Raw genomic sequence first — 12,003 nt, 5'->3', positions numbered from 1 at the left:
ATCCCGCTGCCTGAGCTTCTTGCCAGGGCGTCGCGTCATATGTGTGGGCGCGGACGAAACGCTGAACCACTTCCAGCGTGTGCGAGGTGGCGTCGTCCATCTTCGACGAGCCCGGGACGCTGCGTGCGTTGAAGTCCGCATCGGCTGTGGGCGCCTCGAGGTCCGCAGCCATGTCGAAACGCTCGAGGAACGGCACGAGATTGGCCTTGTCACGGGCGCCAACACCCCAGGTCATGTACCAGCGACCATCTTTGGTGTGACTGATGTTGGGGACACGCGACACTGCCTCCAGGGCATGACGGCATGTCAGACGATGGAGCGGCGCTCGGCGCATCACCCATGACATCAGATCGATCTCGGTGCTCTTGGCCACCGCCTCATGGATGGCACAGGAGATATCCTGACCGAGACCCGAGGTGGTCCGCTCGATCAGAGCGGCAAGAATGCCAATCATGAGTTGCTCACCGGCAATATGGTAGGCATGCCAGATTTGCGGTGCGATAGGCGGTAGGTCGTACTGTTCCGATGGATCCGGATCGTAGCCGCAATTCATCATGACGCCGCCGAGCGCCAGATGAACCAGGTCCGACCCCTTGAAGGTACTCCAAGGGCCGTCATCGCCGAAAGGCGTCATGCGGGCGATGACGAGCGAGGGGTACCGCGCCGCCAAGGCTTCGCGGGTCAGCCCAAGCTGTTCATTCAACATGCCGCAGCTAGCATCCAGCAGGATGTCGGCAGTACCCAGGAGCTGGACCAACATCTCGCGACCGCCTGCGGTATCCAGATCGGCGACGGCGGATTTCTTGCCGCGGTTGTATGCCCAGAAATAGAGCGACTTTTCGGGGTCGGGCTCCTCAGAACAGAACGGGGCGATGCGCCTCGTCGGGCTGCCGTCTGCTGATTCGATCTTGATCACCTCGGCGCCGAGTCCTGCAAGCGGCAGGCCGCAATACTCCGCCGTCTCGTCCGCCACCTCGATCACTCGAAGGCCAGACAGCATTCCGGGGGCGGTGTCGGACGCCAGAGCGGTCGACCGGGGTTCAACTCTTGCAGCTGTCATGAAGGGTGTTTGGACCGTCTCAGCGTTGATGTTGAGCAACCACATTTATGGAGTTTGCTCGGCAAGATAATGCATTATATAAAATTAGGCATTGAGAAGCGGCGCCTGTCAATTAGAAATTGCGGGGGTCAAACCAATTCACCTTGGGTGGTGGAAAAAGTGCAGAAGAAATTTCGATCCTGAATTTTTAAGGCTTCCGGCGCTATGTCGTGGCCAATGCGCCATTGGAGCGTCTTCACACCGGCATTGTGGGCGGAGGGTCCGGTCTGTTTTGCGGATCTCGAGATTCTCCTTCTTAGCGACGTTCCAGCAGAGCAAATATTACTGTCGCCAAAGGGCAGCCACCGGTCGTCTTTCGCCATCCGTCCGGCAACGCCAATGGCAACACCCGGGACCGCCAAGGGCGTCTGCCACCTGCGAGAGCGGCAATCGTCGCGTCGTCCGCACCGAACTTGACGGGAGGCAGACCGTTCTCGCCGATAGCTACGAGGGAAAGCGGCTCAACTCGCCAAACGACATCGTCGTACGCTCGGATGATTCGATCTGGTTTACCGACCCGGATTATGGAATTCTCAGCGATTACACAGGAAACCGCGCCTCCAGCGAGCTCGGGCGCCGCTGCGTTTTCCGCCTTGATCCCCTCGATGGCAAGCTGGCGATCGCCACGGACAAACTGGACAAGCCCAATGGTCTGGCCTTCTCGCCCACCGAGAAAATCCTTTTCGTTGCCGACTCAGGCGCGACGCACACGCCTGGGTGGCGCACATGAGATCCTAGCTTTTGACGTAGCGGCCGATGGTGGGCTTGGCAACCGCCGGACATTCGCCATGATCGATGCCGGGGTGCCTGACGGGTTCAGCGTGGACCTCGATGGCAATATCTGGACAAGCGCGGCTGATGGTGTTCACTGCATCAGCCCCGAGGGGAATTAATCGGTAAGATTGCGGTCCCGGAAACCCGTCACAAACCTGACGTTCGGCGGCCCAAGCGCAATCGCCTGTTCATAGCCGCTGCCTCGTCTCTTTACTCGATTTATGTCGGGACACGCGGCCTCTGAAACGGTTCCGAGCCTCTTGACCAAAATAAAATAAAATGCATCATCCATTACGGAGGGACGATGCAAGGCTTTTCTGGGCTTCGAGATAAAGTATCGGTGGTGGGCGTCGGCACGACGGCGTACGGCAACTTTCCCGACATGGACGAGTATGGCCTGGCGGCTGAGGCGTTTCGCAACGCGGTTGCAGATTGCGGACTGGACAAGGGCGCGGTCGACGGCCTGCTTACATGTCGTATTCCGAGCTACTACCGGATGGGCGAAGTCCTGGGACTTGATCCGCGTTGGACGATCACCCTACCGGGGCATGGTCGCATGTCGGGCATCGGCCTCATCGAGGCAACGATCGCCTTGACGAGCGGCCAGGCGAAATATGTCGCGCTGCTTTACGCCAACATCGGCCGATCTCGCCGCGTCTTCTACGGCGGAGGTGAAATGCCGGGCCATTGGGACCCTTGGGGGTTCACCTCGCCCGGCGGCGCCCACGCCATGATGTTCCGTCGCCACATGGAGCTTTACGGTACGACGACGCGGCAACTCGCTGAAGTTTCCGTCGCCTTCCGCAGCCATGCGCAACTCAATCCCGGCGCGGTGATGAAGGAGGCAATGACTATCGACGACCATGAGAATTCCCGTCCGATCGTCGCCCCGCTGCGCCTATTCGATTATTGCCTGATCAACGATGGCGCCGTCTGCCTGATTCTCACGACAAGCGAGCGTGCCGCTGATCTCGCCAAGCCGCCGGTTCGGATCAGCGGATTTTCGGGGCGCGAGGCCTATCGAAACTCGTCCATAGAGAATTTTCACATCGACTTCTGGCACGATCAGGTCTCGGCATCGGGCGATGAGGCGTTCGCCATGGCCGGCGTCGAGCCCGCCGATGTCGATGCATTGATGTGTTACGACAATTTCAGTCCGACCGTGCTGTTCAGCCTCGAAGGCCTTGGCTTCTGCCCGCGCGGCGAAGGCGGCCGGTTCGTCGAGGGCGGAGCGTTGAAACTTGGCGGCCGGCTGCCGACCAACACGGACGGCGGCCATCTGTCCAATTCGTATATGCAGGGCTGGGCCCTCAACGTCGAGGCGGTGCGCCAACTGCGTGGCGAATGCGGCGATCGGCAGGTTGAGGACTGTGAAGTCGTGACGTACGTGCAAGCAACACCATGCACGCGCACGATCGTTTATACGCGGGCGTGACGGCTGACATGGCGTATGGCGCTTCCGCTTCCGAGAAATCCGTAGAGGCAAAGCCGTTGCCCAAGATTACGCCCTTGAACAGGCCGTTCTGGGACTATGCGCTCAAGTCAATTTACGCGCTGCAGACCTGCGATGCGTGCGGCGACGCTCATGTTCCCGAAGCGCCGGTCTGCCCTCGGTGCCTGAATGACCGCCAGACCTGGAAACCGGCGAGCGGAAAAGGCACGCTGCAGTCCTGGGCGGATTTCCATCGCGCCTATTGGGACGGCTTTGAGGCAGACTTGCCCTACCGTACATGTCTGGTGCGGCTTGACGAAGGCCCGCTGGTCGTCAGCAATTTGGTCGGCGGGCAGGCGAACCTCAGGATTGGTGCGCGCGTCCATGTGGTGTTCGACCGCATCGCCGATGGCATTGCATTACCGAAATTTTCTCTGGACGAACCGGGATGCTGAACGAAGCAGCTGACGCCGAAGTGAGCGCGGCCGGATGCGATCGTCATCACGCCGGCCGCCTGCCAGCCCGGCCAAACCGCAGCATCCTGAGATCGGCGACGCGCCCGCTCGAAATCATTGAACTCTTTGCTGCTCTTCGCCGCCCGCTGTCGGTCTCGGAAATCGCCTGCGCGCTCGAAATCCCCCAGTCAAGTTCGTCCGTGCTGCTACAGGCCATGAGCGGTGCAGGTTTCATAGCGCGCGATCGCAAGACGCGGAAATACCTACCGAGCGTCCGCTCCGTGCTGTTGAGCAACTGGGTCCACGACACGTTTCTCCAGGGCAGCGGCCTGCTGCAGGCGTTGGATGCGTTGAGCATCGAGGCCAATGCAAATGTCCGGCTTGGCGTCCGCAATGGGGTGCACGTTCAATATGTGCATGTCTCCTGGCCGTCGGCCGAGCCAAGGACGAATCGCCTGAGTCCCGGCATGAAGTTGCCGATTGGCAGCGACGCCCTGGGCAGGATGCTGCTTCTAGCAGAGAACGAGAATGACGTACGTGGCATTCTCCGGCACGGGAACGCCGTCGGCGATGCTGCACATGCGGTCAATGTGGAGGATCTTGTCAACGAGCTGCGAATGCACCGCGTCGATCGCTTCGCGGTTTGTCGCGATCTGAGTGCCCAGGACGACCTCGTCATCGCAATCCAGTTGCCCGCGCGATTTGGAGCGCCTGCTGCGATCGGCATTGGCGTTGCCGTTTCCGGGCACGCGGACGGTCGGTCGAGGTTCGCCGCGCTGCTTCGTGACTTCGCTGCAGAAGCCTGGGGTGCGTGAGGGCGAAGTGCTTGACCGCCACATGCGTACGCCGGGGCGGAATAGGAGCTACCAGGCGGCTCTTTCTAAAACGACTAAGAAGCAGGCTGGTGGAGGAATGCGCAATGAAGAGCAGTAACTTGATGGAACTCATGCAGCAAATGTCGCTGACACGACGGCAATTGCTCGGCACGTCAGCAATGCTGGGGGCAGCCGCTCTGATGCCGCGGCAGGCATGGAGCGCGCCCGATCTCAAGGGTATCGAACTCAATCTTATGGTGATCCAGCCGCACGTCACCGGTGGACGCATAGTTGCAGACGAGTTCGGCAAGGCGACCGGCGCGAAGGTCAACGTACTGCCGGTTCCCAACGACCAGATCCAGCAAAAGGCGACCCTCGACGTCCAGTCCGGATCCAACGTCTACGACGTCATCGACTACTGGTACTGTCTGCTCGGCGCGCTCGCCGAAGACGGCACGGTCGTCGACGTTACCGACCGCATTGCCAAGGATTATGCCGCTGCGGACTTCCTGCCGTCGATCTACGATCCCTACACACTGTACAAGGGAAAGCGCTGGGGGGTGCCATATGACGGCGATTCGCACGTGCTGTTCGTCAACACCGAGATCCTGGAACGGAGCGGCCAGAAGCCGCCCACGACTTGGGACGAATATCTGGCGACGGCGAAGGTCATCACGGAGGCCGAGACAGCGAACGGCATCTTCGGCACCGCGCTGCTCGGTGTGAAAAACCCTTTCATGATAGGCTGCAGCTACACCAACCGGCTGGCTGGTCTGGGTGGCGATTTCTTCGATGCCAGCGGCAAGCCGTTGCTCGATTCGGAAGTCAGCATCGCGGCCGTCCAGGCCATGCTTAACGTTGCTCCGTATGCTCTGCCGACGCCGCTGGAAACCGGGTTCGAGCAAGGATTGCCGGCCTTCCTCTCCGGTAAGGCGGCCATGATCGAGTTCTGGACCGATCTCGGGGTCAACGCACAGGATCCGGCAATGTCGCAGATTGTTGACAAGTGGACCGTGGTGCAGATGCCGATTGGCGGCGCCAACAAACAGCATCGCGGCTCGCTCGACGCCGGTTTCGGCCTGGCGATCTCGGCCGGCTCGAAGCAGCCGGACGCCGCTTGGGAACTGGTCAAGTTTGCCTGCAGCAAGGAAATGAACCTCAAGCTGACACTGACTCCCGGCAGTGGCATCGATCCGATCTTCACGTCGGTTCTCGACAGCAGCCAGTACAAGGCGGCGGCGCCGAAGGTTCAGGCTGCTGGCGCCCAGGCACTAAATGGCGCGCTTGCCTGGCCTACCGGGGCACTGGCGTCCAAGATGCTGCAAGGCCTGGCTGACGAACTTGCATTGGTTCTCGCTCATACCAAGACCCCCGAGCAGGCTATGAAAGATGCCCAGGCGGCTTGGGTTGCAATGCTGAATGGATAGAGGCAACCCGGTTTCCACATCGGCCGGAGCGACGGTAAGCGGCTCGCGATTGGCAGGGTTCCTTCTGGTCGCGCCGCTGCTGCTCGGCCTCTCCGCCTTTGCCATCTATCCGTTTCTCGACGTGCTTGCGTTGTCGCTGTCGAAGAGCTCGCTGGGGCGGCAGTTCCAGCATTGGCCGGTTCTGACCAACTTTGCCGCCATTCAGCGCGATGGCGACTTTCAGGCGGCCCTGTTGAGGACGACGATTTTCGCAATTCCCGTCGCATTGATCCAGCTCGCACTTGGCTTGGCGATCGCGATGATGCTGCATTCAAGTCTGAAGCAGGCGAGGTGGGTGCGCAGCCTTATCCTGTTGCCGCTAATGACGCCGCCCATGATGGTGGCCGTGGCCTGGAAATTGATCCTTGCGCCCGCCGGCGGCCTGCTCAACGGCGTGCTGTTGCGCACCGGCATCATAGACCAGCCGGTCTCATTCCTCGGCACCATGCCCGCAGCCTTCCTTTCGGTCGCTGTCGCCGATACCTGGCAGTGGACGCCGTTCGTGGCGATCCTCGCTTATGCGGCGCTCCAGACCTTGCCAGACGAGGTGTTCGAGGCGGCAAGTGTCGACGGCGCGTCGCCGCGAACGATCTTCTGGCAGATCACGCTTCCGATGCTGATGCCGACGCTGCTTGCCATCTTGCTGTTGCGCGTCGTGATCGCGTTCAAGCTCTTCGACCTCGTCTATGGTCTGACATTCGGCGGGCCGGGATTCAGCACCACCGTCACCACCTTCCGCATATGGCGCACTGCCATGCAGGAGTTCGATGTCGGTCTGGCCGCAGCCCAAACGCTGGTGTTCGCCATCCTCGTCAGTATTGTCACCCTGCCTATCACCTGGCTTCACAAACGCAGCGAAACGAGGTCGGGATGAGCCATTCCAGTCAAGCTGGGGGGAAGTCGCGGGGCCGGGTCGCAACAGGGTGTGCCGCGGTCATGGTCGGCTTCTTTGTGTTGCCGATTGCGTATCTCGTCTCGGTTTCCTTCAAGACGCCAGACCAGGTGCTTACCGGGTATTTCCTGCCGCAGGCACCGACACTGGCGAACTGGATCAACACCTTCCAGATCATCCCACTGTTTCGCCTGCTGGCGAACTCGCTGCTGGTCGCGGTTTGTAGCAGCCTGCTGACGCTCGCCGTCGCCTTTCCAGCCACGTACGCCATGGTGCGGTTGAAGGTCGGCGGGCGCTTCCTTCCGGCCTTCACGCTGGCGACCTACGTGGCGCCGCCGGTGGTCGCGCTCATTCCGCTTTTTCTGCTTCTGCGTCGGCTTGGTCTGCTCAACAGCCTGTCTGGCCTTATCCTGGTCAACGGGATAGCCAACCTGCCGGTGGCCTTTTGGCTGTTGTCAGGCTTCCTGCGACGGGTGCCCGTGGAAATCGACGAAGCGGCAAAGATCGACGGTGCTGGGTATTTCACGATCATCTTTCGCCTCGTCGGCCCAGTCATGGCGCCAGGCCTCGTGGCAACGGGTTTGATTTGTGGCATCCTCGCCTATGATGAGTTCCTGCTCGCCTCCGCCTTCAGCAATGACGAAGGCAGCCGAACGCTGCCGGTGGCGATAGCTCTTTTCCAGGGCGAGCGATTGATAAATTTCGGCCAGATGGCGGTAGCGTCTCTCACCGGCATTATACCGGTCTATCTGATCGGGCTGTTCGCGCAGCGGTGGCTGATCGGCGGGCTGACGGCGGGCAGCGTCAAGTAAACCAGAATCCAGGTTGGAAAAAGCGTCGACGATTTTGCTTCCTGCGTTTTTCGCTGGCCTCCCGGGGCGGTATCAGCCGGTGCGCTTTGCTGACTTCGCCCTGATCTCATCGAGGATTGGCACGATATACTCCCGGAACTTCGCCGGGTTCTCGGCCATGGGGAAGTGGCCCATGTCGCGCATATGCACCCATTTCGAGCCGGGTATCATCGACGCAAGCTGACGCCCTTCCTCGACCGTCGCCGACCAGTCGTAATCGGCATTCAGCAAATAGAGGTCGATCTTCGCCGTGTCGATATACTTGGCCGTATCCGTGAGATCATGCTCCTCGACATAATAGTGCAGGTCGCCCGGGAAGACCGACGGCGCCCCCTGGCTGTACATCCAGATCGTCTCGCGGCGGTAAACCTCCGGGCTGCTCGGCGAACACTGTGTGTGTTGCAAGGCGGCGCGTGTGTCGTTGGATGTCGTTGGGTGCCAGTACCAGTCTGTCAGCGTGCCAGGCTCGGGGCTCTTGATAAGAGGCTCAAGCGCGATCGCGGCGCGAAAATGCTCGGGATGGTAAAGCGCCAGATCGGTCGCCAGCAGCCCACCCATCGAGCAGCCCATGAAGACGGGTCTGTCGAGCTCGAGCGCCTTTGACAACTCGAGCACGTAGCGCAGGAACCAGTCCATCTTGAGCTTGTAGCCAGTCTCCCAATAGCGGTGGGTGAGGGGAGGCAGCGACTTGCCATGGTAGGGCAAGTCCCACGCGATGAAACGGAAATACCGGGTGAGTTCCTCATCCTCGAGAAGGTGCCGCCATTGGCGCGCATCGGTGCCTGCCGTGTGCTGCAGCAGCACCGGGATGCCGGTGCCAGCCTGTTCGAGGTATATACGGTACTCGGTGTCATCCAGGGTCAGATACAGATAGCCGCATTCCATCTTTGCAAACTTTGCCATCATCCGTCCCTCAAGCCTTCACGCCGTTGATCTCCTGGCGCATCACGGCGAGGATTCGCTGCAAGGCGCTGTAATATGCGTAGAGCGACGACAGATCGCCGCCGAGCCGCATGCCGCGATGGATCGCCGCCGGGAAGAAGTCGTTGCAGAAGCGCGCCGGCGCCGGCTTCAGGATGTCGCGCCAGGTTTCCCGCGGCCCGCCGACATAGATGGTCGACGACTTGTAGCCGTCGCTTCCTTGCTGGAAGTCCACGACGCGGCCATCCCGGATCTCCATGAAATACTCGTCCGCCTCGTTGCTGTAGAAGCGGATGCGGGCGTTCCAGAAGCGGGCGGCAATCGCAAACTCCGGGTCCTTATTGACGCCATCGCGGACGGCTTTGACGGGAATGACCAACTGGTCCTTGTCGCTCACTGACGATACTCCTCCATGCTTCCGTTAGGGTGCGCGATGGGAAAAAATCCACCGTGATCCCAACTCGCCAAGAGGCCGAAATCAACCGATCTCAAGAGTCCGGCTGAAGAAATCAATATTCTGATGCCCGTCGAACGCTGAACCGCTCGATTGTGGTTGCGGGAACGGGACGAACATGGAAATCCTGATGTAGGTCGACCAGCAGTTTCGAGTGTCGGCTTCGGAAATGAGGAATGACCGACCACCAGCCGCTCGACGCATTGCAGCAACAGATCAGCAAGCGCAGTCTCGCCGACGACAGCGGCGACTGGTCTTTGAAATCACGGACGACGGCTGAGTATCAGATTGCTGAAGTGCTGCGCGAAAAGATCATCGTCGGTGTCCTCGCGCGTGGACAGAAGCTGAAGCAGGCCGAGATCGCCAAGATGCTCGGCGTCTCGATCACGCCGGTGCGCGAGGCGCTGCGGCTGCTGGAAGCCCAGGGCTATGTGGCGGTGAGTGCCCATCGCGGCGCGATCGTCGCACCCTTCCTGATCGAAGGTGCCGAGGAACTCTACCAGTTACGACAGTTGCTTGAAACGCGCCTGACCGCGGAAGCTGCGCGGCGCATGTCGCCGAACGATCTGTACGTTCTCAAAGCCATCAACCACGATCTTCTCATGGCCGCCAGGGCTGGCGACCGCGCCGCCTGCCAGGAGAAGAATTTTCGCTTCCACTTCCGGCTATACGAACTGGCAGGCCAGGCGCAGACGCTCGATTTCGTGCGCATACTCTGGGCCAAATATCCGCTCGACTTGCTGAGCCAGATGCCGGGCAGGCAGTCGCGCGTTTTCGATGAACACGTGACGCTTCTGGCCGCTCTGGAGCGGGGCGATGTTGAGGGCGCTACGGGTGCGATGGAAGTGCACATCAATACAGGCTGGTCGGAGTTCCTGGCAAACTACAAGATGCCCGTCTTGCCCTGAGGAAGTCGCCTCACCTAGTGACAGTCGCAACTGCGGAGCGCGCCCATGGACATCGTCTGGGGCGATGGCCGCATAGCCAACGACGACTTCGGCTGAATTGTCAGTGTCTCCTATAACCATCGCAGGGGTTCTGTTCCAAACAGGCCAGCAGGGAGGGTCTTTAACGTTTGCTATGAGCGACCCTCATGGCGAGGGTTAGATTCGTCCTTCCGGCGGTTTGCGAACCTCATGATAAAAAGGGGAGGAGAGCATGCTTACCTGGAAGAACAGAGCCGTACGGTTCGCCCGCGTGATCACCGTGGCGGCCTGCACGGCAGCATTTTCGTTGGTCGGGCTGGCGGCTAGTCACGCGGCCGATCCGACGGCCGAGGAGCAGGCAGCCGCGCTGGCCGCCGTGCCGAAGGAGGCGCAGAAATACTACGGCGGCTACTGGTATGCGACCAATATAGTCGCCGATCCGTTCGCTAACTGGAAGCCCCATGCGCCGCCATGGAAGATTTGCCACAATGATTCCTATCTTGGGAATTCGTGGCGCGCCAACCTTGTGGCGGAGCTGAAGGCGCTGACCAAGCAATTGGCCGATCAAGGCCTCGCTGAACCCGAACTCAACGTCACGAACTCTAACGGCGACATCAACCTCGAGCTCACGCAGCTGAAGGCGCAGATCGCGCAGGGCTGTGACCTGATCATGAGCTATCCGGGGTCTGCGACCGGCCTTTGCGCGGGCATCAAGGAGGCTTTCGACAAGGGCATCCTTTTCGTAACCATCGACTCGACGGTCACCTGCCCGGAAGCGCTGAACGTAGCGACCAATCCCTACTATCGCGGTCAGTACGAAGGTGAGTGGATCGCCAAGCAATTGGGCGGCAAAGGTACCGCCCTCATCATGAACGGACAGCCCGGGACCGCGAACACGGTCGCTCAGGAGACAGGTTTCCGGAAGGCCGTCGAGGCGTTTCCCGACATTAAGGTCGCCGGCAGCCTGTTTGGCATGTGGACCGGGTCGGTGGCCAAAACCGAGGTGCTGAAGTTCCTGGCGACGCATCCTGAGCCTGTGCACGCTGTGTTCTCGACAGGCAATATGGGCGTTGGCGTGGGCCAAGCGTTCGAGCAGTCGGGCCGTGCGCTTCCGATCATCACCGAAGTCACCAACCTTTGCAGCCTGCTTGCTTACTGGAAGGAAAAGAACCTCACCGCCAACACCTTTGTCCAGGATGGCGGTCCGATGGCCTATTCCGCCTTCATTCCTGCACTGCACATGATGGCCGGGCAAAAACCGAAGGTGAACACCATCTTCATGCCGCTGCCCAGCATCACGGCGGAGAACTTCAATGACTACTACGACGCTTCCATGACCGTGCAAAGCACCTGCTTCGCCAACGGCAAGGACCTGCACCTCGTGCCGGACTCGTATTTCGAGCAGTTCTTCACCGGCGGCGAGCCGAGAGCCAAGGTTGAGATCGTCTCGACCAACGCCCAGCCGCAGTGAAATGCACCACGATGGGTGCTCGCGTTCAGCGCGGGCACCCATAAGGGAGTTGCGCATCGTGCGCGGCATTGCTTTTCAAAGGATCACACCCGTCGGGTATGAATGGTAGTCGCACTTTGACCGACTTGTCCCTCAAGACCATCCAACGAGTGGCCGGGCCTTTGGCCCCGTTTCTCCTCGCCTTCATCCTTTTCTTTGTCATAAACGTCTTCATTCCCGGCTATGCCAGCGTCATAAGCCTGCTGTCGCTTCTGCTGCTTTCCAGTCTGCTTGGCATCGCCTCGATCGGCCAGACCCTGACGATCGTCATCGGCGGCTTCGACCTTTCGATCCCGGCTGTGATCGGCTTGTCTAACGTGCTGTTCGCGCTGCTTTACGGCGCCGGCTATTCCGCTTTTGCTGCGGCCGTGTTCATTCTAGCGCTGGCGACGCTGATCGGTCTGGCAA

Annotated in this window: 11 protein-coding genes and 2 pseudogenes; 10 read left to right on the top strand and 3 right to left on the bottom strand. The window is 60.3% G+C overall.

The window, feature by feature from the left end; genetic code table 11:
• A partial coding sequence (locus EN939_RS06685; RefSeq protein WP_206528267.1) for a CoA transferase occupies positions 1-1,099 on the bottom strand: 1,099 nt, incomplete at its 3' end.
• Positions 1,100-1,269: 170 nt separating this feature from the next.
• On the opposite strand from EN939_RS06685, the pseudogene EN939_RS39795 reads away from it, so the two are divergent.
• From EN939_RS39795 to EN939_RS06650, 7 genes and pseudogenes are all read left to right on the top strand, one after another.
• A pseudogene (locus EN939_RS39795) lies at positions 1,270-2,117 on the top strand (SMP-30/gluconolactonase/LRE family protein).
• Positions 2,118-2,177: 60 nt separating this feature from the next.
• On the top strand, positions 2,178-3,308 hold the full coding sequence (locus EN939_RS06675; protein ID WP_127267387.1) for a thiolase family protein: 1,131 nt from the start codon (positions 2,178-2,180) through the stop codon (positions 3,306-3,308).
• Positions 3,275-3,760, top strand: a complete 486-nt coding sequence (locus EN939_RS06670; protein WP_206517131.1) for a Zn-ribbon domain-containing OB-fold protein — start codon at positions 3,275-3,277, stop codon at positions 3,758-3,760. Before EN939_RS06675 ends, EN939_RS06670 begins: the two co-directional genes overlap by 34 nt.
• Positions 3,754-4,575, top strand: a complete 822-nt coding sequence (locus EN939_RS06665) for a helix-turn-helix domain-containing protein (protein ID WP_127267386.1) — start codon at positions 3,754-3,756, stop codon at positions 4,573-4,575. The genes EN939_RS06670 and EN939_RS06665 overlap by 7 nt, the downstream gene beginning before the upstream one ends.
• Before the next feature lie 89 nt (positions 4,576-4,664).
• Entirely contained in the window at positions 4,665-6,002 is a 1,338-nt protein-coding gene (locus tag EN939_RS06660; RefSeq protein ID WP_236382677.1) for an ABC transporter substrate-binding protein, read from the top strand.
• Positions 5,995-6,915 carry a carbohydrate ABC transporter permease gene (locus EN939_RS06655; RefSeq protein ID WP_024504905.1) on the top strand — a complete coding sequence of 307 codons (921 nt, stop codon included), beginning with the start codon at positions 5,995-5,997 and terminating at the stop codon, positions 6,913-6,915. Before EN939_RS06660 ends, EN939_RS06655 begins: the two co-directional genes overlap by 8 nt.
• A gap of 62 nt (positions 6,916-6,977) precedes the next feature.
• Entirely contained in the window at positions 6,978-7,745 is a 768-nt protein-coding gene (locus tag EN939_RS06650) for a carbohydrate ABC transporter permease (RefSeq protein WP_236382678.1), read from the top strand.
• Positions 7,746-7,817: 72 nt separating this feature from the next.
• Here the strand turns inward: EN939_RS06650 and EN939_RS06645 are convergent, their stop codons facing one another.
• Positions 7,818-8,687 carry an alpha/beta fold hydrolase gene (locus EN939_RS06645; RefSeq protein ID WP_206517133.1) on the bottom strand — a complete coding sequence of 290 codons (870 nt, stop codon included), beginning with the start codon at positions 8,685-8,687 and terminating at the stop codon, positions 7,818-7,820.
• Between the two features lie 10 nt (positions 8,688-8,697).
• Complete coding sequence (locus tag EN939_RS06640) at positions 8,698-9,102, bottom strand: hypothetical protein (RefSeq protein WP_024504908.1); 405 nt, start codon at positions 9,100-9,102, stop codon at positions 8,698-8,700.
• Between the two features lie 233 nt (positions 9,103-9,335).
• Here EN939_RS06640 and EN939_RS06635 point away from each other — a divergent pair, with 233 nt between their 5' ends.
• From EN939_RS06635 to EN939_RS06625, 3 genes and pseudogenes are all read left to right on the top strand, one after another.
• Positions 9,336-10,067, top strand: coding sequence for a GntR family transcriptional regulator (locus EN939_RS06635; RefSeq protein ID WP_050580511.1), 732 nt, complete (start codon positions 9,336-9,338; stop codon positions 10,065-10,067).
• Positions 10,068-10,317: 250 nt separating this feature from the next.
• Positions 10,318-11,556 carry a substrate-binding domain-containing protein gene (locus EN939_RS06630; RefSeq protein ID WP_024504910.1) on the top strand — a complete coding sequence of 413 codons (1,239 nt, stop codon included), beginning with the start codon at positions 10,318-10,320 and terminating at the stop codon, positions 11,554-11,556.
• Positions 11,557-11,717: 161 nt separating this feature from the next.
• A pseudogene (locus tag EN939_RS06625) lies at positions 11,718-12,003 on the top strand (ABC transporter permease); the annotation flags it as partial.

Source organism: Mesorhizobium sp. M7A.F.Ca.CA.002.05.1.1, assembly GCF_003998335.1.
Classification (GTDB): Bacteria; Pseudomonadota; Alphaproteobacteria; order Rhizobiales; family Rhizobiaceae; genus Mesorhizobium.
This window is presented reverse-complemented; position numbering and strand designations above follow the sequence as displayed.

Coding starts and splice junctions, on each gene's coding strand:
- EN939_RS06675 (WP_127267387.1), top strand. CDS start 2,178: ATGCAAGGCTTTTCTGGGCTTCGAGATAAAGTATCGGTGGTGGGCGTC.
- EN939_RS06670 (WP_206517131.1), top strand. CDS start 3,275: ATGCACGCGCACGATCGTTTATACGCGGGCGTGACGGCTGACATGGCG.
- EN939_RS06665 (WP_127267386.1), top strand. CDS start 3,754: ATGCTGAACGAAGCAGCTGACGCCGAAGTGAGCGCGGCCGGATGCGAT.
- EN939_RS06655 (WP_024504905.1), top strand. CDS start 5,995: ATGGATAGAGGCAACCCGGTTTCCACATCGGCCGGAGCGACGGTAAGC.
- EN939_RS06650 (WP_236382678.1), top strand. CDS start 6,978: ATGGTCGGCTTCTTTGTGTTGCCGATTGCGTATCTCGTCTCGGTTTCC.
- EN939_RS06645 (WP_206517133.1), bottom strand. CDS start 8,687: ATGGCAAAGTTTGCAAAGATGGAATGCGGCTATCTGTATCTGACCCTG.
- EN939_RS06635 (WP_050580511.1), top strand. CDS start 9,336: ATGACCGACCACCAGCCGCTCGACGCATTGCAGCAACAGATCAGCAAG.
- EN939_RS06630 (WP_024504910.1), top strand. CDS start 10,318: ATGCTTACCTGGAAGAACAGAGCCGTACGGTTCGCCCGCGTGATCACC.